The organism is Pseudoalteromonas holothuriae (assembly GCF_945859825.1).
GTDB classification, from domain to species: domain Bacteria; phylum Pseudomonadota; class Gammaproteobacteria; order Enterobacterales; family Alteromonadaceae; genus Pseudoalteromonas; species Pseudoalteromonas holothuriae.
The window spans coordinates 373,763-393,042 of sequence record NZ_CAMAPC010000002.1 but is presented as its reverse complement, the minus strand read 5'-3'; the positions used below and the strand labels follow the sequence as shown (position 1 = coordinate 393,042).

Below are 19,280 nucleotides of genomic sequence, written 5' to 3'. Positions count from 1 at the left end.
AGAGAATAAGCGACTGGAGCGAATGATATAAAAGGCTTAAACGCGACATTCAGAAAAGCCAAATAAATTTAAGCTTTTGAAAGTTTATGGAATTTTAATGTTTGATAAGCGGGGTTGTCACGCGGATTGTTATTTATTCGCGTAACAGTCTATAACAGCAAAGTCTCTCCAACAATCACCTGTGCCTAGCGGATCATCAGACAAGTGAACAAAATTAGCGCTTTGCCCTTCTTGTAACTTCCCTGCGTTACACCCTAAGTGTATGGCACTGGCATTTGTCACAGCATGAAGTGATTGCTCTTTTGAAAGGCATTGTTCTGGCAATAGCACGCGTTCGTGACGGGTATAGCACCCAGGGGCATATTCCATTATTCTCGTGCTTGCTTGCTCTGCTGCTCTCATTAGGTTTAATGGTTGAGCCGGAAAGCCCGATTGTAAACAAACATTGTAACCTTGATCTACAAGCTGTTGGCACGGTTGTAATAAAGATTGCCCATGATAGCTTTGTACCCATTCGTAACCGCAATAGCCCACTTGCCCAATATCTATAACTATAGAGCGACTTAGCTCTTTTGATGCGCCTTTAATATGTTCACCAAGACATGCTAAGCTGTTGAGCTCTTGCAACCAACTATGCTTGGGCTCAACTAGATTAATATGTTGTATAGTAGGCTGATATTGAGCTAAAATTTTGCGTGCAAAGGGATGTGTGTCTATCACACCCAAATGAGTAACCCCTTGCCTAAGTGCTGTCGCTATCACTTTTTCGATATTCGTGTATATATTATCAAGTTGCATCTGCATATGGGCTTCAGGTAAGCTACCTGCAAGCCATACGAGCTGTTCATTATACAAACCTTTTTGTTGGTGAATTAAATCAAAAAATGCCGTTTTGGATGAAAATGAATTCGCATCATTACTTTTTAAATAATTATAAATTTGCTCTAATGCACTGTCATTAACGTAGGCAATTGCACTACCAGCATCTAGTATCGCAATGGGCCTTTTGATGTCTAACTGGTTTATTAACTTGAATACTTCTTGTCTACTAATATTAACATTATGACCCAGCAAACCACTGTGTAAACCATAGCCAAGTAACCAACTTTGAGATTCTAACCCTTTATCAAGATACAGTAATGCACGCGCGATATAGCTATAACTATAATGCACCATCAATTTTTGCCAACTACAGTCCAACCCAAATGGGCCAAGATGATACCACTGCTGTAAAACAGCACTCATAACTAAATGTATATTAGGTTCAATGAAACCTGGACAAATTGCATGACGCTCACTCAAATATTGATAGCGCACTTTTAGCTGTAAGCGCAAAACATAAGCATTGACTTCATCGGCGCTACCAAGCAACTCTATTTTTCCATTGCGCACCAACATTGCATCAACAACCTTAGTGTGAGGCATAAATTGACGATATATCTTACCATAATACACGGTACATTCTGGGCTTCGGTGTGACGGTTTATTACTCGCATCGGAGCACTTAAATGAATGCTCAGACAGTCTATCTAAAACACCATCAAAGAAGATATGATTCAAAGAAAAACAAGAGCTTGCTTGAAGTATCCCTTCCATTACATGTACCCAACCAAGTAGTAATACTATACTAACGTTAGTTGAATACGATAAAACCGCTATTACACGACATTACAGCCAAATGTAGTGGCTGCGCATGTTAATGTATACATGCGCATATTTACCTTACTTTACTGGTAACGTAATATCGCAAAACAACGCATCGACATCATCTTGATTACGTAATAAGCTCGCCTTTTCAACCAAGTCTTTAGTCAAGTGTGGCGCAAATCGCTCAATAAAGTCATACATATAACTTCGTAAAAAACTGCCTTTTCTAAAGCCTATCTTTGTCGTACTTGCTTCAAATAAATGACTTGCATCAATACAAACAAGGTCTTTATCAGTCAAATTATCAATGGCCATAGAAGCCAAAACCCCCACTCCTAGCCCCAAGCGCACATATGTTTTAATAACATCAGCATCAGTTGCTGTAAAAACAATATGCGGTTCAAGGCCATGAGCATTGAATGCTTTATCTAACTCTGAGCGTCCTGTAAACCCAAATACATAGGTGATCAGTGGATATTTGGCAATATCTTGTACGCTGAGATTATGCACTTTTTGGGCAAGTGGATGATCTTTTGCAACTACAATACTCCTATTCCAATGATAGCAAGGAAGCATTACTAAATCTGAGTACAAATGAAGCGCTTCAGTTGCAATAGCAAAGTCAGCATCACCACGCGCAGCTGCGTCCGAAATTTGCTGTGGAGTACCTTGGTGCATATGCAATGACACTGCAGGGTATTTGTTCATAAACCCTTGAATAACACTGGGTAACGCGTAGCGCGCCTGCGTATGGGTAGTTGCAATATTGAGTTTACCTTGGTCAGGCAGCGTATGCTCATTAGCAACCGCTTTTATACCCTCTACCTTAGATAATATCTCGCGTGCAATATTAATAATTTCATTACCCGCGTTTGTAACATGAGTAAGATGTTTACCACTGCGGCCAAAGATTTGCACACCCAGTTCATCCTCAAGCATTCTAACTTGTTTGGATATGCCTGGTTGAGATGTATATAGGCTTTCAGCTGTCGCTGATACATTTAGGTTGTGATTTAAAACTTCTACAATATATCTAAGTTGTTGTAATTTCATAGCTTATTTTTTCTTATTAGTTTTTACAAGGCAATGATCACGACGCGCCAAAAGTTTAAACTTGAGACAAAGCCAATCTATCTTAGGCTAGCATAGTTACACCTAACGAGATAGCTTTACAGCTATATTATTGTATAGCATCAAATATTTATTAGATGGTCTATAATAATAAAAGGTTATTTTTTAAAAAAATTTAATCCATATGAACGGAAAACTGTTCAGAATGCAATTAATTGATGTAATATAAAAATTCACCTTTTGAGTTGTGGTCTAAGAGAAGTCATTTATGTTTGTTTCTATCATTATTATGTTGATTGTTGCTTTGATCGTCATTGCTGTATGGGTCAGTGCAGTTCAGCAGCACCGAGAGAAGCAAGAAGGCGAGCGAAGAAAAGAGCTAGCTAAACAAAAAAAAATCATTGAAGAATCTGAAGACATTATTGTTAATAGCTGCAATATCCCTATGTCTGAAGTTATTCTGCGCGTATTGCAACGCAGAGTTTACGACGCACTTAATTTAATGGTTGAGTTGTCACCAACAAATAAAGAGCTTAAGAACCGTTTAAATGAAGCAAAAGAGCGTTTAAATACAGCACTTGACCCAGACATGCAAGCCGATGCGCTAAATTTACCTGATGCAGACAAACAACTTATTGCATTAGTTCAAGGAATTAAACGGCTGAGAAACGTATTACGTTCTGAGCATTCCAAAGGGAAAGTAGATACACAATTATTTGTTGCAGAAGACCGTCGCCTCGAGAAACTACAGCTACGTATTAATGTTGAAAGCCAAATTAAACGTGGAGTATCTGCGCGCACAGCAAATATGGTAGGGTCTGCACGTCAGTACTTTGAAAAAGCTTATGCAACAATCAATGCTGTTACTTATAACGATGAATACGTTGCTGAAAAAAAGGCTATTTTAGAAACATATTTAAACGAGATCAGTACTGAGCTCAAGGCATCTAACGCTTCTGCTGTGAAAAAGAAAAAAGAGAAAGAACAAGACGACTTAGATGTATTGTTCGCCCCTAAGAAGAAGTGGTAAGTTACCACTTCTTCTCGCTTTTTCCATTACTCAAATGCAAATTTAACGATAAATAACAACGTTAATAACCATACACTGACACTCACCTCTTGAGCTTTATCACACACAACCTTAACCACAGTGTAAGCGATAAAGCCAAGTGCAATGCCATGTGCAATTGAAAAGGTCAGTGGTGTCATCAACAACACAACGCTCACTGGGATAGCATCACTCATATCGTCCCAATTAACAAATTTTAGATTTTGTAGCATTAAAACCGCCACATACAATATTGCACCAGCGGTTGCATAAGCAGGAACCATTTTTGCCAATGGTGCAAAAAACATCATTAATAAAAAGCACATACCAACAATCACAGCTGTTAACCCAGTTTTACCACCAACAGACACACCTGAGACTGACTCTATATAAGATGTTGTAGTGGACGTGCCAAGCATTGAACCTGCAATTGTCGCAGTGCTATCAGCTGACAAGGCTCGCCCTAATCGGGGCATTTTACCATGTTCATCTGCCAATCCCGCTTTATGTGTTACGGCAACTAACGTGCCTGACGTATCAAATAAGTCAACAAATAAGAATGCAAATACCACACTCAGCATCGATAGCTCCAAGGCGCTGCTAATATCTAGCTCCAGCAAAGTCGGCACTATACTCGGAGGGGCTGATATGAAACCTTGGTAAGAAACTAGATCTAAACTCCAAGCAATACCCGTCACTAAAAAAATACTGATTAAAACTGCACTTTTTACCTCTCTAAACATCAGTGAAGCAATAATAAAAAAGCTAAATATGGCCAGCAGTGGACCCGCCTGAGTAATATCACCAAGCTGTACTAATGTTGCGGGACTCGCCACAATAATACCTGCATTTTTAAGTGCTATAAGTGCCAAAAATGCGCCAATACCTGTCGCAATTGCTTGTTTCAATACCAGAGGTATTGCTTGGATAACCCACTCTCTGACTTTAAATATACTTAACAATAAAAATAAGCAACCGGATAAAAATACGGCCCCTAATGCTGATTGCCATGTATGCCCCATTCCCAAAACCACACCATACGTAAAGAATGCGTTGAGCCCCATACCTGGTGCCAGAGCAAGCGGGTAATTTGCCCAAAACCCCATAATAAAGCAGCCTATTGCAGCGGCGATACACGTTGCTACAAACGCAGCGCCCATATCGATGCCAGCTTGAGCAAGCATCGGTGGGTTAACAAAAATGATATAGACCATAGTAACAAAGGTTGTCAGCCCCGCTACAATTTCGGTTTTTACTGTGGAACCTTGCTGGCGTATGGCAAAAATGCGTTCTAACATAACGAGAGTTTTAAAATTGGAAACAAGTGATTGGATTTTAACATAAACCACTGGTTTATTCGGACAATTTAGTTAAAATTCAACTACACTTGCTTATAGGTTTATTATTGCGGTTAGACTATGGAACGAGAACAATTTGAAAATTCATCAAGCCAAGATTTGGAGCAACAACTACTTAATGTGCTGAACTTTGTCACAGCGCCTTTAAATAGTGAGGCTAAATTACCTGAGGACAATGATCCACAAGCAGCATTTAAGAAAGGCTTATACTACCTTAAAGAGCAATCTTACCCGCTTGCTGCAAAATGGTTTAGGCTGGCAGCTATGTCGGGCAATAATAAAGCACAGTTTTATCTGGGATTGTTATTTGTAAAAGGGCAAGGCGTACCTCAGAGCCCGTTTCATGGTATGGCTTGGCTAACACTTGCTCAAAGCCAAGGTATGGAAGCTGCAAATGCAATGATAGAACAACTCAAACCCCACCTTTCGACTAAACGTATTAAAGATGCTCATTGCTATGCTGCAACATTGTACGAGCAAATACATCAACTCACTTTTATTCAGTCTTAGTACAAGCACCCTAAAAGTTATTAATTTCAATACTATGACTATTTCATTATGCTGCGATGTGCGCTTAAATAAGTAAATTTGTATAAAAAACTGACAATTTTTCCTTGCATCCAACAACTGTATAAACTACTGTATACAAATACTGTATATAGCACCAGTGAGTTGATTATGTTACACACAAGTTCAGTTTTAAGCGTATCTTCCGGTTTATCGAAAGTTTCGGCAACTAACCATCATCATGTTAAAATTGAGGACGATATATGTGCCAGTTTAGAGCTATTAAAAATTGTACATCAACGTAATCAAAAAAAGGGCTGGACGTTATTGATTGCTCCAGACAATATTCCCAGTAAAAGCATGATGGATAGCTGCTCTGTAGATGCCAGCAAATTATTAGTGATAAGACGAAAGCATATTGTTGATTTAAATTATGTGCTCACATCTGCGTTAAATAATGGTAACTTTGCTGCGGTAATTACATGGGTTGACATACTCGGCCCTTCTGAACTTGAGAATATGCACTTACCTAACTCAAACACAGATATCTTTTGTTTTTCTAAAGCTAAGCAACAAGAAACATGTACAATACCCGAATTGATATCTTAATTTGTACACACCATGTGCTATTGCCCAAGTGATGCCCCATTTAAACAATGTTGCGGGCCATTCATTGAAAAGTCGCAACATCCAACAACCGCAGAGCAACTTATGCGCTCTCGTTATAGTGCTTATTGCACTAAAAATGCTCAATATATAAGAAATAGCTATGCTCAAAGTGAGCAACATAATCATAGTATTGAAGATATTTTAGCTTTTGCTGATGCTGTTGAGTTTATTAAACTCGAAATATTAGATACTGAAGATACACAAGAAGGTAGCTACGTTGAATTTAAAGCAGCTTATATCGCTGATAATAAATCATGTATGCTTCATGAAAAATCTTTTTTTATCAAAGAGTCTGAGCAGTGGAAATATCTTAATGGCACTATTTACCCTACTCCTGAAAAAAAGATAAATAGAAACGATGACTGCCCTTGTGGTAGCGGTAAGAAATTTAAAAAATGCCATAGCAACTAGGGGCTGTTTATCTTCGATATATGAATTTTTTCAAATCAAAGACTTTCGATACGCGAAATGAGCAATACAGCATAATGGCTTATGTCAGTTGCAAAGAACAAAGTCGAGGCTGGCTTTAGTTGAACTCATCGTGCAGCCAAGTTGACGATTTATACCAATTACATTAAATAAATGCTCAGATATTGCGATAGATAAATGACTTAGTAGCAAGGCAATAATTCCGGTATGTAGTCATTCTACATAAGTCATTTTTAACACAGTTTGCGACGTCGTTTCTGCGGGGCATCCCCTACCTTGCCTAAACCATAAACTCACTGCTGTAAAAACACACAAAAAAATATACATACCCTAATTAAGCGGTTAGTTGCAAAGCACTTTGCATTTGCCCATCTGCAAGTTGATCATAAAAACCCGCAGCATTCATTGCAGGTCTGTCCGCTTGAATGCTACCGCTTTTCATTGCCTCCAACCGCTTTCTCACTGGCAAGTCGCAATTATCGATAATAGCAAATGGAATATGTGCTTTATCATCACGGATTGTCATTGGCTCTGGTGCTAAATACTGCTTTAACTTTAAAGTGGTTAAGCTACCTTTTTCAAGCAACTTAGCATTGTGTTGCCCAATTAACATATCAAACTGCTCAGGCGCTAAAGTTTGCTGTGGCCCAATCTGTAATTCTTTTTTGAGTGCGGACTCAGATAAATCTGCTTCGTCTAGTTGCGCTTGTGGTAAATTAAACTGGCTAAAATCTAGCGCGTCTTGCGACAACATCGACAATAACATAGCAAAATCGGCTCTGCGATGTTCTGCCACACTCACAGACAATGCGCTACCGAGCTGATCTTCTCTGGTTAATATCACACCAAGTTGCATGGAGTTTCACCAATTAATTACAAATCTATACCTTTATCGGCATTTTTTTAAATTTCTTTAGTCCTTTTCTTTACTTAATAAGAAACTTTGATATTATCAGCGCCGTTGTTTAGGAGGGGTTCCCGAGCGGCCAAAGGGATCAGACTGTAAATCTGACGGCACTGCCTTCGCTGGTTCGAATCCAGCTCCCTCCACCAACAACAAAAACATACAATTCGGAGGGGTTCCCGAGCGGCCAAAGGGATCAGACTGTAAATCTGACGGCACTGCCTTCGCTGGTTCGAATCCAGCTCCCTCCACCACTCTTAGGTTTTGCTAATAAATAATTGTTTACCTTCATTTTTAAACCAATTAGTAGCAATTTTATAATCTTTATCATACCTTGCTACAATTGACCAAAACGCGCGATTATGTGCCAGTACATGACAATGCGCCAGTTCATGAATAAGTACATAATCTATCATTCGCTTAGGCGCACCAGCCAACAGTACATTGAACGTAAGTGCATACTGGCTTGAACAACTCCCCCAGCGACTTTTGTACTCTCTAAACCTTACACTCCTTATTGGTGAGTCCATTTGTACACTCAGACTATGTAAACGACTGTCGACATACTGCTCCAGCTCTACATTTAATAGTTTAATAAGCGCTGTACGGATTGATTTAATTGTTGAATGCGCAACCTTACGCACAGTTACACGTTTCTGTTGATGGTCTACCCGTGAAGTCACTTGTGAATTACAAACAAAGTCGTATTCATGACCAAAGATAAGTACTTTGCCACTGACCCATGGCACTTGCTGCTGTACACCTTGTGCAAGTATTTCCTGCTGCTGAGTAACCCATAGCTTTTTACTTCTTAGCCAGCGGTCAATGTCACTTTCACACACACCATATGGCGCATATACCTGAACGCCATTATCTGTCACTTTTAACGCAACGGTGCGGCGTCTTTTACTGAGTTTTAATTGATATTCAAACATCTTAATCTAAAAATAATTACACTAAGGCCATTCTACCCCTTAAATTAGCTGCTAATCTAATAAAATATATAGACAAAAAAGATCAGATACTTATGAGTGATAAACCATGTTGTCAGTATAAATCACCCGATGGCCAGCATTGTAAGGAAATTGATATGGGTTCAGGGTTGTGTTTTTGGCATGACTCAAAGTTTGACAAAAGTGGTTTGGAGTTAACGCAAAAGCTTGAACGCTATGCCAAGCGAGGCGGTTTATTACAAGGCCTAGAACTCAAACGCGCCAACCTTGAGGGACTCAATTTAGTCAAATTTGGTGATAATAATGGCTATGACCTGTCGTATGGTAATTTTTATCGTGCGAATTTAAGAGGGGCACATTTATTCAATAATACGTTTCGTGGTGCTTCATTAATGAAAGCAGACCTTAGAGAAGCGAATCTGCATTGCTGTCACTTAGAGGACACCAACTTACTTGGTCTTAAATTAAGTAGCACTCGGATTGACAACCTGTATCTTGGAGATAAATTGCTTCAGGAGCAACAGGGTCTCTTAGCTTTGAAAGAAAAGCGTATAAACGATGCTAACGACTTATTTTTACAATCAGAAGAGATTTACCGTTCTTTAAGAAAAGGCGCAGAACAACAAGGCTTATTTGAAATGGCCGGAAAATATACCTATCAAGAGCTGCGTATGCGCCACCAACAGTATCCAAAATATTCACAGCGCAGGTTGGTTTCAAGTTTTATCAACTTGCTTTGCGGTTATGGTGAGAAGCCAGAAAATGTGATTCGATTTAGTTTGGCAATGATTGTTGTATGTGCATTGCTCTACTTCTTATTTGGCGTTTCATATGAAGATCAACTCTTACAACTCAATGCAGCCAACTCTATCAGCGAAAATATCAGCGCCCTACTTAATAGCTTTTATTTTAGTGTCGTTACTTTTACCACGCTAGGATATGGAGATATAACACCCATTGGAGTATCTCGATTTATCGCTGCCATTGAAGCTTTCACGGGTAGTTTCTCGTTGGCATTATTTGTGGTCGTATTTGTTAAGCGTATGACGCGTTAAGATACATTTTACTTACGCTATTTCTTGCTTAAGCTGATCTAAAAAAGTACACATAAAGTCAGTGCGCTTTCGCGCCTCCGCTTGTGCTGAAGCAGTCTGCATTTGCTCTGCAATATGTAATAACTTTACAAAAAAGTGATCAAGCGTATAGCGCATATCATCCGCTTCTCGTAATTCGCAAAATGGGTCATCTGGATGATATAAGTGTCTCGCGATTGCGCCACCGACTTTCATACAGCGGCTCACACCTATCGCACCTAGCGCATCCATTCTATCTGCATCTTGTACAACCTTAGCCTCTAGTGTCTCAGGCATCACATTCGCACTAAAGCTATGTGCAACTATGGCATGATGAATAGCGTCTAGTTTTGACTCATCATAATCGATTGAACGCAGGAACGTGATTGCTTTATCTGCTGCAAGTTTTGACGCCCGCGGACGATCTGGGTGATTTTTAGCCACTGCGACACAGTCGTGCAACCAAGCTGCGGGCAGAACAACAGCCACATCAGCTTGCTCTTGTTCTGCTAGCTGCTTGGCGGTTTTTACCACTCTTTGTATATGGGTTAAATCATGGGCCGTATCAGCAAATATACTGTTTAACATAAAATTTTTACATGCCTGTTCTATATCTTGCATTACACTCTCTTTTAAACGTTGTTAAAGCTGCCCTTTCATACGCATATGGTTAGGATTAATTCAACACAGAACATAATTCTAGGTTGTGATTGTATGTTGGCATGGCCTTCACTAAAATGGCAAGCATTCTATTTAGTAAGGAATTTTTATGTCTTGTGCCCTGTATTTACAACCCGGTCGAGAAAAGTCTTTAAAGCGTAAACACCCTTGGGTTTTTTCTAAAGCGATCAAGAAAATAAAGGGCAAGCCTGCCTTAGGTGATACCGTCACTATTTACACTCACGATGGGCAGTATTTAGCTACCGCAGCCTATAGCCCTGAATCACAAATTCGCGCTCGTGTGTGGAGCTTTGACCAAAATGAGCAAATAGATACACAATTCTTTATTGCTCGCCTACACAGAGCATTAGATGCGCGCCAGCAAACCATTACTGAAGGTGGGTTGTCAGGCTATCGCTTATCTGCAGCAGAGTCTGACGGCCTGCCTGGTATCACCATCGACAAGTTTGATAACTATCTTGTATGTCAGTTACTTAGTGCAGGTGCTGAGCGCCACAAAGGCGACCTACTCATGGCTTTGCGTGAAGTATTTCCCGATTGTAATATTTATGAACGCTCAGATGTAGATGTGCGCAAAAAGGAAGGTTTAGACAAAACATCTGGCGCTCTTTGGGGGGATGCACCAACTAGTCCCGTATTGATAGAAGAAAACGGTTTCAAGATTGAGGTTGATATCATCAACGGCCACAAAACCGGGTTTTACCTTGACCAAAGAGATAGCCGTGCAGCACTGGAACGTTTTGTAAAAGGCAAAGAGGTTTTAAACTGCTTTTGTTACACCGGTACATTTGGTTTATATGCACTGCGTGGTGGCTGTGAAAAGGTTATTAATGTTGATGTATCACAACCTGCACTCGATACTGCTAAACGTAATGTCGAACACAATGATTTAGACCTTTCAAAAGCTGAATTTGTCAAACAAGATGTATTTAAATTACTACGTCAATACCGTGATGAAGGTCGTCAGTTCGATACCATCGTGATGGATCCACCAAAATTTGCGGAAAGTAAAGCTCAGCTCAATGGCGCATGTCGTGGCTACAAAGACATCAATATGATTGCCATGCAGATTTTAAAACCCGGTGGCACATTATTGACTTTTTCATGTTCAGGCTTGATGGAACAAAACCTGTTCCAAAAAGTGGTGGCTGATGCAGCGCTGGATGCAGGTAAAGAGCTATTGATTATGGAGCGTTTAAATCAAGCCGCCGATCACCCTATTGCGGGTAGTTATCCTGAAGGTTTTTACCTGAAAGGCCTAATTTGTAAGGTTTATTAATTTAGGAACCGTAAGATAAAGTGCATGATAATATGCACTTTATATTTTGCCTTGAACTGACAATCTACTGGCAACCTGCTGAAAAAACACACATCATACTAAACTGTACGCACTAGAAATGCACTGATAGGATTATTGCATTCAACTCAAATACTCTCAATTATCTAACCAAAATTCATTATAATATTTCAAGGACGCAGTATGCCAATAATCGGCTTGACACTTTTCGCACTTACCTTTATTTCAACACTCGCATCAGCCAATAATGCGTTTATAGAAAAAGAGATTAACGCTTATATGAAAGCTAATAATGTGCCCGCTTTATCGGTCGGCATTATCGAAAATGGCAAAGTGACATTGAAACAGGCATACGGGGTTTATAAGCGAGAGAATTCAGCGCCTATTACCCTGATAGCTTGTTCCAAATTGACTCCCAAACAAAAGTGATCACCAGTACCATTACACTGGCATTGATTGAAGACGGTAAATTATCATTAACTGACAACTTAAGTGAGCTGTTACCTGAGCACTTTCTAGCAATTGATAAAAACAAACTAAAACATATCACAATAGATACACTACTTAGCCACCGCTCAGGCCTACCTAACTACCCAAGTAATGTATCACGCATTGATGGTGACCCAATGAATGGCGGGTATAGTGAGCAACAACTTCTTCAAGCACTCAAAAACCTCCCGCTTAAACATGAGCCAAATAGCAAATTTGCCTATGCAAACTTTAATTATGCCCTACTAGGTTATATTCTCAGCAAAAAAATAGGCTAGTTACGCCATATAGAAAAGATGATAAAAACGCCCCAACTAAAGCATGGGACATGGGTTTATTGACGCCACATGGTGGGATGTACTCTTCTCTTGAAGGTATGCTGCAATTAATGCAACAGCAATTAGCTGCCTACAATGTCAAAAAGAATAACGCTAAAGCCTCATCACCTTTACTGTCAACACAAGTAAGCTATGCCACAGGGCTCTATGATGGCCTAGATTATGGCTATGGCATGTTCTCAGCCACAACTGAGCTTGGTTTATACCATGAGACAGTACTTTGGCATGGCGGTGACTTAGATGGCTTTGGGAGCGAATAATGCAGTGGTACTACTTACCTCAAGCGGTGCCGCGAGTTTGTTATACTTGGCAGAAAACTTATGAATCACCTGCTTAGTCGAAAAGAATAAACAAACTGGGTTACTTAACTTCCTAAAGGTTCGGTGAGGCTTACAAAAAAGGTCGCCAGCTTTGCACCACTAAACTCAACCTACTAACCCCTATCCAACAAATGCCCATCAAAAATACGTTTATTTGCAAACAAAGGAGCAATGAATCATTTTATCAGGCAAAAAGTGATTTTAAAAATGGTTGCTGTATAAAATAACAGTTGATTAAGAAAAGCTTGCTTTAAAACTACTGGAAGATATGCATTATATTGTTAGGAAAATGGCGGAGAGGGAGGGATTCGAACCCTCGATAGGGGTTAGCCTATACACGAGTTCCAGTCGTGCGCCTTCAGCCACTCAGCCACCTCTCCGTCGCACTTAAAGTGCGGGGCTAATACTATGAAAAGCAACGCACTTTAGCAAGTAGTTTTTGGCTTAAATCAACCAGTTGCTCAACTATCGAGCACTACTTTTGCAAACTTGCTGAAAAATCTAGCATTCGGTTTAAAGAACGTAATGCCCCATCTCGTAAATCCATATCAACAAATACTTCTTTACCTTGTGGGTCTATCAATGCTTCTTCTATCGCCTTAAGGCCATTCATTGCCATCCATGGGCAATGTGCACAACTTTTACAAGTTGCGCCTTCTCCTGCCGTTGGCGCTTCAAAGAACTCCTTTTCAGGGCACAACTGCTGCATCTTATAAAAAATGCCTCTATCTGTTGCCACAATAAACTTTTGGTTATCCATTGTTTGTGCAGCTTTAATCAACTGACTGGTAGAACCAACACTATCAGCAAGCTCCACAATCTCAGCAGGAGACTCAGGATGCACCAACACAGCCGCATCAGGATGCAGTGCTTTCATATCTTGCAGTGCTTTAGTTTTAAACTCATCATGTACGATACAAGCACCATTCCACATGATCATATCTGCACCCGTTTGCTTTTGGATATAAGAACCAAGATGTTTATCTGGGCCCCAAATGATCTTATCGCCTTGCTCATCTAGGTGCTCAACTATTTCTAATGCACATGAAGAGGTTACAATCCAATCTGCTCGCGCTTTAACGGCAGTAGAGGTATTAGCGTATACCACAACTTTCCTATCAGGGTGTTGATCACAAAATGCAGAAAACTCGTCAATCGGACAACCTACGTCTAACGAACAAGTTGCAGCCAATGTTGGCATAACCACACTCTTGTTAGGCGTTAAGATTTTTGACGTCTCTCCCATAAAACGCACGCCAGCAACAACAATGATATCTGCATCATGTTTTGCACCAAAACGCGCCATTTCTAACGAGTCGGCCACACAACCACCCGTTTCTTCAGCCAAAGCTTGAATTTCTGGGTCGGTATAATAATGGGCCACCAAAACCGCGTTTTTCTCTTTCAACAACGATTTAATGCGCGCTTTGTAGTCAGACTTCTCATCATCAGATAAAGGCGCAGGCTTAGGAGGAAAGATATAATCCTCAGGCATGATTTGTTCAGCTAAACTCATTTCTCGACCACTATAGTCACATTGCATAATTGCTGCGAATTATACGTAAATGAGCGCAACAATCCTAGTCAAAGACTAACTAAATGACAGAGATAAGAAGGAATAATTAAGAATTTTAGAAAGGAAGACTTAGAGATGGTGGGTCATGATGGACTTGAACCATCGACCAATGGATTAAAAGTCCACTGCTCTACCAACTGAGCTAATGACCCGCTCACGAGTTTTACTGCCATTAGGTTCATCCTGAAGCTTGGGACCGGCTCGTCGTCCTGACTCGCGTTCTCAACACTGCGAAACGTTGTTTCGGTTGTTGCTCACCCAACTGAGCTAATGACCGGCTCTATATACCGAATAAATTTTTTAAATGGTGGGTCATGATGGACTTGAACCATCGACCAATGGATTAAAAGTCCACTGCTCTACCAACTGAGCTAATGACCCGCTCTTGTTATCCTAAACATTGCATTGCTGGTGGGTCATGATGGACTTGAACCATCGACCAATGGATTAAAAGTCCACTGCTCTACCAACTGAGCTAATGACCCGCTCAATGCAATAATGTAAATGGTGGGTCATGATGGACTTGAACCATCGACCAATGGATTAAAAGTCCACTGCTCTACCAACTGAGCTAATGACCCGCTCGGATAACATTTACAAACTAAGTGGTGGGTCATGATGGACTTGAACCATCGACCAATGGATTAAAAGTCCACTGCTCTACCAACTGAGCTAATGACCCACTTAGTGCAGCAGTTTGGTCTGAACCATTCCCCTGCTGCGGGCGCTTATAATACTTATTTAAAAAATGAGTGCAACTGAAATACGTAGTTTTTTTCAGTTTTTCTGTCTAAGCGCCTAATTTTAAACCATTGTGGCAAAAAATCATGCTTTTTAGATCTTTGCAAGACGTTCTGTGGCTAATTTAGCTGCGGTTGTACTCGGGTATTCTGAGATCAATGTATTCAAAATTTGCTTTGCTAAATCTAACTTTTCTTGCTTTTCATACAACGCGCCTAATTTTAACATTGCATCAGGACGCTTGTTTGAATCTGGAAACTGTTCAACCACCATTTTAAAATGCACTAATGCATTGCCGTCATCATTTTTAATAGATAATAGCTGCCCTAACCAATAATGTGCATTAGGTATATAAACTGATTGCGGAAACGTTGTTAAAAAGCTTTGAAACTCTGGGATTGCTGCATCATAGCGCTTGTCTTGCATAATTAACGCAACAGCGCGGTCATATGCTTCATTCTCAGACAAGTTACTACTTATTGCTTGTGTTGCATCGACTTCGGCAGGAGAAACTGATGCGGTACTTGTTTGTTCATACACCTTTGATACACGATTCTCTATTTCTTGATATAGCTCACGCTGGCGCTGAAGTACTTTTTCAAGCTTATAGCTTTGCTCTTCAGTAACGCCTCTCACTTGGCTGACTTCGTCTTGCAATAAGTTGAGCTGTTGTTGCAGTTCTATTTGTAACAGGTTCCGTGTTTTCATCATGCGCTCTAATTGCGCAATACGTTGCTCTACAGACCCGGAGTTTGGGTTATTTGCAGCTTCAGAAACAGGCGCGGGAGCAGCCCAAACTTGGGTGCTCCCGCTTAGTAACAGTAGAGCTGCCAAAACAGTATTCGGCTTCATAATCTCTCTTACTTAATTAGTATACAAGCACCGCGCGACGGTTTTTAGCAAACGCTTCTTCCGTACGTGACTTAACCATTGGTTTCTCTTCACCATAGCTCACTACTGAGATTTGGCTATCAGATACACCTAAGCTTTGCATATACTTAGCCACTGCTTTACCACGGCTCTCGCCCAGCGCGATATTATACTCTGGTGTACCACGCTCATCTGCATGGCCTTCGATTAATACTTTAACGCTCGGGTTTTTCACCAAGAAATCAGCGTGAGCTTGTAAAAGTTCAGAATACTGGCTTTGAATCGTCGACTTATCAAAATCGAAATAAATAACTTGCTCTTGACGCAATGCGTCGTATTTTTCACGTAACTTTTCTTCTGCTGATTTTTCACGAGAAATTGTATTTACATCTACCTGATTATTCGTATCATTAGTTGCAGCCTGATTGCTTTCATTTGCTGCACCTTCATCAACACTTGAAGAAGAGCTACATGCCGCTAGCGTCATTACTGGTAGAGCCACCAATAGCGCTTTTAAAGTTTTGTTAAGTTGCATCGAGTATATTCCTATTTATAAAATTCAAATCAGCAAAGTTATTATAAAAATGGCGACCATGCCGGAGCTTTTACTTGCCCTTGTGACACGGGAAGTCGCGCTTTAAAACGACCATCCATAGACACTAAAGCTAAAACCTGCTTATTATTATGTAGCGTACTATAAATGATCATAGAACCATTTGGTGCAATACTAGGAGACTCGTCTAAACGTGTTCTCGTTAATACTTGAAATAGCCCTGATGTTAATTCTTTTTTTGCAATATGATATTTACCGAGCGTTCTATTTACCATAACCAACTGCTGTCCGTCAGGTGTAATAGAGCCTGCCAAATTCATATCACCGTCAAACGTTACACGTCTTGACCTACCTGTTTGTAAATTTAACTTATATATCTGGGCATTACCACCCCTTTCAGACGTATAGACAATTTCTTTACCATTTGGGTGCCACGATGGCTCAGTATCAATGCTGCGGTGCTTGGTTAAGCGTCTCGTTTGTTTGCTTTTAAGGTCCATAACATACACCTCGGTAGCACCACCTGCATCTTTAGAAAGTACAATTAACAGCTTTGTGCCATCAGGTGAAAATTGCGGAGCACCATTAATACCAGGAAAGCTAGTTAGAATCTCTCTTTTGCCAGTATAAAGGTCTTGAACAATGATTTGAGACTGACGATTTTCAAAAGTAACATAGGCTAGTTTATTACCATCTGGAGACCATGCTGGTGACATTAAAGGCTCTTTCGAGCGCAGTAAAACTTGTTCATTGTAGCCATCGTAATCAGCAACCACTAATTGATAAGGTTTTTCTTGCTCATCACGCACAATCACATAAGCAATTTTGGTACGAAATGCACCTCTTTCGCCAGTGAGTGACTCATATACAACATCACTAATTTGGTGTGCATAGCGCCTAAAACCATCACTGGTGATGATACTTTGCCTGGCCTCTTGGATATGGTCTTGGCTTTTCATTAATTGACCGTTGGACATCATGCGCGTTTCTCCGCCGGTAATTTGCGCGCGAATAACATCAATGAGCTCATACTTGACCAAGTATCGACCACCAGGCTGTTGCTCAACCGAACCCACAATAATTGCCTCAACCCCCTTATTTACCCATGCATTATAATCAACGTCTTCGTCACTGGTGGGCATTTGCGGCATATCAGCCAAAGCTAATGGCTTAAACTTACCACTGCGCATTAAATCGGCCGCAATTACCTCACTTAACTGAGACGGTATTTGACCAACACCATTATATTGAAACGGCACTACCGCAATTGGGCGTGCACTATCAATGCCTTCTGTTATGACTATTTCAAGTGCAGCGTTTGCCACTCCTTGCAAGCCAAAAGCAACTATGATTAACAAGGTTTTCAGTCGGTTAAACATGAGTTTCCTTTATAAATTAGGTTTAATTGTTAGATTAATGTTTTTGAGCTTTTCAAATACATCTTTTTCTTTTGAAACCGGTAACGTATCAGCCATTCTAACAGCTCGCAAAGCTGCATCACACACGAGCTTATCACCACCAAGGGACGTGACACTGGTAACCAGACCGTTAAACGCCAAGCGAATATTCACTGTGCAAGCTTTACCACGCATTTTTTCATCTGTTAAAAGGTTTTGCTGAATACGTTGTGTTATCAACGCCTGATACTTTTCGACTTCAGTCAATACCTGTTGCTGGCGAACCCTCGAGCGCGCGGCTTGCTCTTTAGCCAGTTGCTCTTGAAGCATTTTCTCTTCTAATGCTTTTTGCCGTGCTTGCTCAGCTTCTTCAGCCTTGCGTTTCTCTTGTGCTTCACGGCGCTTACGCGCTTGTTCAGCTTTGCGTAACGCATCCTCTTCTGCTTTGCGTTTAGCAGATGCTGCTTTGGCTGCTTGCTCAGCGGCTACCGTCTCTTGCTTCGCTTTTTGAGCTTGCTCACGTTGTTTTTTCTCTATTGCTCGCGCTTTTTTAGCCTGGGCCTCTGCTTGACGTTTCTCTTCCTCTTTAGCGGCGCGTTGTCGTTCTAGCGTTTTAATTCTGCGAGCTTCAGATTCACGCTCTTTCCTCGCTTGCACAGCTCGACGTTCTAAATCACGGATACGTTTTTCTTCTGCTGCTTTGTGTGCATTTTCTTTTTGCTTGAGTTCAGCAATTTTCTCTTCAACCGCATTTTGGTCAACAGCAATTGCTGATACTATTTTTTCAGATTGCTCAGTGTCAGGGACATTGAGCGTAACTTTCATCACTGTAGGACTTGGCGTTTGAAAAGAAGCACTTACAAACAAAAAACCACCAATGGCCAAATGCAATAGAAAAGACTTTAATAATCCACTTTGTAACGAGTCCATGGTTATTCCTCAAACGACTTAGTCATTAATCCAACCGATGGTACACCCGCATTTTTCAAAAAATCCATCAATAGCAGTACTTCTTGATATGATACCTTACCAGACCCTTTAATCATCACAGGCGTATCTGGGTTTTGTTGTAATTTAAGCTTTATAATTGCTGCTACTTCAACTGCATCCATAGGCGCTTCAGGGTCAGTGCCTACGCTCACATAATAGCGGCCTTGAGAGTCAATACTGGCAATAATAGGCGGGGCATCTTTGGTATCAACCAAATCAGATTCTTGCATTTGAGGTAAATCAACTTTTACACCATGGGTGATTAAAGGCGCGGTGGCCATAAAGATGATCAGCAATACTAACATCACATCTATGTAAGGAACTACATTTATCTCTGCAACTTGGCGACGTTTTTTTCGCACATACATG

General features: G+C 40.5%; 21 protein-coding genes and 8 tRNA genes. 11 read left to right on the top strand and 18 right to left on the bottom strand.

Features of this window, described 5'->3' with window-relative positions:
- Positions 1-129: 129 nt before the first annotated feature.
- Both OCI93_RS04080 and cysB read right to left on the bottom strand, forming a co-directional pair.
- Positions 130-1,596 (bottom strand): amidohydrolase family protein, encoded by a 1,467-nt coding sequence (locus OCI93_RS04080; protein ID WP_261592785.1) that lies wholly within the window; start codon positions 1,594-1,596, stop codon positions 130-132.
- A gap of 126 nt (positions 1,597-1,722) precedes the next feature.
- Complete coding sequence (cysB, locus tag OCI93_RS04075; protein ID WP_261592784.1) at positions 1,723-2,700, bottom strand: HTH-type transcriptional regulator CysB; 978 nt, start codon at positions 2,698-2,700, stop codon at positions 1,723-1,725.
- Positions 2,701-2,986: 286 nt separating this feature from the next.
- On the opposite strand from cysB, the gene OCI93_RS04070 reads away from it, so the two are divergent.
- On the top strand, positions 2,987-3,748 hold the full coding sequence (locus OCI93_RS04070) for a hypothetical protein (protein ID WP_261592783.1): 762 nt from the start codon (positions 2,987-2,989) through the stop codon (positions 3,746-3,748).
- A 26-nt stretch (positions 3,749-3,774) separates the two neighbouring features.
- Here OCI93_RS04070 and OCI93_RS04065 read toward each other — a convergent pair whose 3' ends face one another.
- The gene (locus tag OCI93_RS04065; RefSeq protein ID WP_261592782.1) at positions 3,775-5,064 is read right to left on the bottom strand and encodes an NCS2 family permease; all 1,290 of its coding nucleotides are present in this window, start codon (positions 5,062-5,064) and stop codon (positions 3,775-3,777) included.
- 120 nt (positions 5,065-5,184) lie between these two features.
- Here OCI93_RS04065 and OCI93_RS04060 point away from each other — a divergent pair, with 120 nt between their 5' ends.
- From OCI93_RS04060 to OCI93_RS04050, 3 genes are all read left to right on the top strand, one after another.
- Complete coding sequence (locus tag OCI93_RS04060) at positions 5,185-5,634, top strand: tetratricopeptide repeat protein (protein WP_261592781.1); 450 nt, start codon at positions 5,185-5,187, stop codon at positions 5,632-5,634.
- 168 nt (positions 5,635-5,802) lie between these two features.
- Positions 5,803-6,240: a SulA-like leucine-rich domain-containing protein gene (locus OCI93_RS04055; protein WP_261592780.1), complete on the top strand. Its 438-nt coding sequence runs from the start codon at positions 5,803-5,805 to the stop codon at positions 6,238-6,240.
- A gap of 12 nt (positions 6,241-6,252) precedes the next feature.
- The gene (locus OCI93_RS04050) at positions 6,253-6,711 is read left to right on the top strand and encodes a YchJ family protein (RefSeq protein WP_261592779.1); all 459 of its coding nucleotides are present in this window, start codon (positions 6,253-6,255) and stop codon (positions 6,709-6,711) included.
- Between the two features lie 352 nt (positions 6,712-7,063).
- On the opposite strand, the gene OCI93_RS04045 is transcribed toward OCI93_RS04050, so the two are convergent.
- Positions 7,064-7,585, bottom strand: a complete 522-nt coding sequence (locus OCI93_RS04045) for a VC2046/SO_2500 family protein (protein ID WP_261592778.1) — start codon at positions 7,583-7,585, stop codon at positions 7,064-7,066.
- 112 nt (positions 7,586-7,697) lie between these two features.
- Between OCI93_RS04045 and OCI93_RS04040 the strand changes: the two genes are divergently transcribed.
- Positions 7,698-7,782 (top strand) — tRNA-Tyr (locus tag OCI93_RS04040).
- 20 nt (positions 7,783-7,802) lie between these two features.
- A tRNA-Tyr gene (locus OCI93_RS04035) sits at positions 7,803-7,887 on the top strand.
- A gap of 3 nt (positions 7,888-7,890) precedes the next feature.
- On the opposite strand, the gene OCI93_RS04030 is transcribed toward OCI93_RS04035, so the two are convergent.
- On the bottom strand, positions 7,891-8,568 hold the full coding sequence (locus tag OCI93_RS04030; RefSeq protein WP_261592777.1) for a M48 family metallopeptidase: 678 nt from the start codon (positions 8,566-8,568) through the stop codon (positions 7,891-7,893).
- Positions 8,569-8,660: 92 nt separating this feature from the next.
- On the opposite strand from OCI93_RS04030, the gene OCI93_RS04025 reads away from it, so the two are divergent.
- Positions 8,661-9,641, top strand: coding sequence for an ion channel (locus OCI93_RS04025; protein ID WP_261592776.1), 981 nt, complete (start codon positions 8,661-8,663; stop codon positions 9,639-9,641).
- A 12-nt stretch (positions 9,642-9,653) separates the two neighbouring features.
- Here the strand turns inward: OCI93_RS04025 and OCI93_RS04020 are convergent, their stop codons facing one another.
- Positions 9,654-10,280 carry an HD domain-containing protein gene (locus OCI93_RS04020; protein WP_261592775.1) on the bottom strand — a complete coding sequence of 209 codons (627 nt, stop codon included), beginning with the start codon at positions 10,278-10,280 and terminating at the stop codon, positions 9,654-9,656.
- A 148-nt stretch (positions 10,281-10,428) separates the two neighbouring features.
- Here OCI93_RS04020 and OCI93_RS04015 point away from each other — a divergent pair, with 148 nt between their 5' ends.
- The 4 genes from OCI93_RS04015 to OCI93_RS04000 all read left to right on the top strand — a co-directional run bounded on the left by OCI93_RS04015 (position 10,429) and on the right by OCI93_RS04000 (position 12,724).
- On the top strand, positions 10,429-11,619 hold the full coding sequence (locus tag OCI93_RS04015; protein ID WP_261592774.1) for a class I SAM-dependent methyltransferase: 1,191 nt from the start codon (positions 10,429-10,431) through the stop codon (positions 11,617-11,619).
- Positions 11,620-11,820: 201 nt separating this feature from the next.
- Complete coding sequence (locus OCI93_RS04010) at positions 11,821-12,066, top strand: hypothetical protein (protein ID WP_261592773.1); 246 nt, start codon at positions 11,821-11,823, stop codon at positions 12,064-12,066.
- Entirely contained in the window at positions 12,063-12,404 is a 342-nt protein-coding gene (locus OCI93_RS04005) for a serine hydrolase domain-containing protein (RefSeq protein WP_261592772.1), read from the top strand. Before OCI93_RS04010 ends, OCI93_RS04005 begins: the two co-directional genes overlap by 4 nt.
- A gap of 50 nt (positions 12,405-12,454) precedes the next feature.
- Positions 12,455-12,724: a serine hydrolase domain-containing protein gene (locus OCI93_RS04000; RefSeq protein WP_315942784.1), complete on the top strand. Its 270-nt coding sequence runs from the start codon at positions 12,455-12,457 to the stop codon at positions 12,722-12,724.
- A gap of 350 nt (positions 12,725-13,074) precedes the next feature.
- Here OCI93_RS04000 and OCI93_RS03995 read toward each other — a convergent pair.
- From OCI93_RS03995 to tolR, 12 genes are all read right to left on the bottom strand, one after another.
- A tRNA-Ser gene (locus OCI93_RS03995) sits at positions 13,075-13,164 on the bottom strand.
- A 95-nt stretch (positions 13,165-13,259) separates the two neighbouring features.
- Positions 13,260-14,300 carry a quinolinate synthase NadA gene (nadA, locus tag OCI93_RS03990; RefSeq protein ID WP_261592770.1) on the bottom strand — a complete coding sequence of 347 codons (1,041 nt, stop codon included), beginning with the start codon at positions 14,298-14,300 and terminating at the stop codon, positions 13,260-13,262.
- A 136-nt stretch (positions 14,301-14,436) separates the two neighbouring features.
- Positions 14,437-14,512, bottom strand: a tRNA-Lys gene (locus tag OCI93_RS03985).
- A 153-nt stretch (positions 14,513-14,665) separates the two neighbouring features.
- A tRNA-Lys gene (locus tag OCI93_RS03980) sits at positions 14,666-14,741 on the bottom strand.
- 28 nt (positions 14,742-14,769) lie between these two features.
- Positions 14,770-14,845, bottom strand: a tRNA-Lys gene (locus tag OCI93_RS03975).
- 20 nt (positions 14,846-14,865) lie between these two features.
- A tRNA-Lys gene (locus tag OCI93_RS03970) sits at positions 14,866-14,941 on the bottom strand.
- A 25-nt stretch (positions 14,942-14,966) separates the two neighbouring features.
- A tRNA-Lys gene (locus tag OCI93_RS03965) sits at positions 14,967-15,042 on the bottom strand.
- A gap of 152 nt (positions 15,043-15,194) precedes the next feature.
- Entirely contained in the window at positions 15,195-15,953 is a 759-nt protein-coding gene (gene ybgF / locus OCI93_RS03960) for a tol-pal system protein YbgF (protein WP_261592769.1), read from the bottom strand.
- A gap of 16 nt (positions 15,954-15,969) precedes the next feature.
- Positions 15,970-16,506 (bottom strand): peptidoglycan-associated lipoprotein Pal, encoded by a 537-nt coding sequence (gene pal / locus OCI93_RS03955; RefSeq protein WP_261592768.1) that lies wholly within the window; start codon positions 16,504-16,506, stop codon positions 15,970-15,972.
- 41 nt (positions 16,507-16,547) lie between these two features.
- Positions 16,548-17,903: a Tol-Pal system beta propeller repeat protein TolB gene (gene tolB, locus OCI93_RS03950; protein ID WP_261592767.1), complete on the bottom strand. Its 1,356-nt coding sequence runs from the start codon at positions 17,901-17,903 to the stop codon at positions 16,548-16,550.
- A gap of 9 nt (positions 17,904-17,912) precedes the next feature.
- Positions 17,913-18,851: a cell envelope integrity protein TolA gene (tolA, locus tag OCI93_RS03945; RefSeq protein WP_261592766.1), complete on the bottom strand. Its 939-nt coding sequence runs from the start codon at positions 18,849-18,851 to the stop codon at positions 17,913-17,915.
- 2 nt (positions 18,852-18,853) lie between these two features.
- Complete coding sequence (tolR, locus tag OCI93_RS03940; RefSeq protein ID WP_261592765.1) at positions 18,854-19,279, bottom strand: protein TolR; 426 nt, start codon at positions 19,277-19,279, stop codon at positions 18,854-18,856.
- Between the last annotated feature and the right edge of the window lies 1 nt (position 19,280).

Bases quoted from the DNA above. Each gene is read 5' to 3' on its own strand.
- tolB (WP_261592767.1), bottom strand. From the start codon at position 17,903: ATGTTTAACCGACTGAAAACCTTGTTAATCATAGTTGCTTTTGGCTTG.
- OCI93_RS04065 (WP_261592782.1), bottom strand. From the start codon at position 5,064: ATGTTAGAACGCATTTTTGCCATACGCCAGCAAGGTTCCACAGTAAAA.
- tolA (WP_261592766.1), bottom strand. From the start codon at position 18,851: ATGGACTCGTTACAAAGTGGATTATTAAAGTCTTTTCTATTGCATTTG.
- OCI93_RS04045 (WP_261592778.1), bottom strand. From the start codon at position 7,585: ATGCAACTTGGTGTGATATTAACCAGAGAAGATCAGCTCGGTAGCGCA.
- pal (WP_261592768.1), bottom strand. From the start codon at position 16,506: ATGCAACTTAACAAAACTTTAAAAGCGCTATTGGTGGCTCTACCAGTA.
- OCI93_RS04080 (WP_261592785.1), bottom strand. From the start codon at position 1,596: ATGGAAGGGATACTTCAAGCAAGCTCTTGTTTTTCTTTGAATCATATC.
- OCI93_RS04070 (WP_261592783.1), top strand. From the start codon at position 2,987: ATGTTTGTTTCTATCATTATTATGTTGATTGTTGCTTTGATCGTCATT.
- OCI93_RS04025 (WP_261592776.1), top strand. From the start codon at position 8,661: ATGAGTGATAAACCATGTTGTCAGTATAAATCACCCGATGGCCAGCAT.
- OCI93_RS04050 (WP_261592779.1), top strand. From the start codon at position 6,253: ATGTGCTATTGCCCAAGTGATGCCCCATTTAAACAATGTTGCGGGCCA.
- cysB (WP_261592784.1), bottom strand. From the start codon at position 2,700: ATGAAATTACAACAACTTAGATATATTGTAGAAGTTTTAAATCACAAC.
- OCI93_RS04030 (WP_261592777.1), bottom strand. From the start codon at position 8,568: ATGTTTGAATATCAATTAAAACTCAGTAAAAGACGCCGCACCGTTGCG.
- nadA (WP_261592770.1), bottom strand. From the start codon at position 14,300: ATGAGTTTAGCTGAACAAATCATGCCTGAGGATTATATCTTTCCTCCT.
- OCI93_RS04015 (WP_261592774.1), top strand. From the start codon at position 10,429: ATGTCTTGTGCCCTGTATTTACAACCCGGTCGAGAAAAGTCTTTAAAG.
- OCI93_RS04000 (WP_315942784.1), top strand. From the start codon at position 12,455: ATGGGTTTATTGACGCCACATGGTGGGATGTACTCTTCTCTTGAAGGT.
- tolR (WP_261592765.1), bottom strand. From the start codon at position 19,279: ATGTATGTGCGAAAAAAACGTCGCCAAGTTGCAGAGATAAATGTAGTT.
- OCI93_RS04055 (WP_261592780.1), top strand. From the start codon at position 5,803: ATGTTACACACAAGTTCAGTTTTAAGCGTATCTTCCGGTTTATCGAAA.
- OCI93_RS04020 (WP_261592775.1), bottom strand. From the start codon at position 10,280: ATGCAAGATATAGAACAGGCATGTAAAAATTTTATGTTAAACAGTATA.
- OCI93_RS04010 (WP_261592773.1), top strand. From the start codon at position 11,821: ATGCCAATAATCGGCTTGACACTTTTCGCACTTACCTTTATTTCAACA.
- ybgF (WP_261592769.1), bottom strand. From the start codon at position 15,953: ATGAAGCCGAATACTGTTTTGGCAGCTCTACTGTTACTAAGCGGGAGC.
- OCI93_RS04060 (WP_261592781.1), top strand. From the start codon at position 5,185: ATGGAACGAGAACAATTTGAAAATTCATCAAGCCAAGATTTGGAGCAA.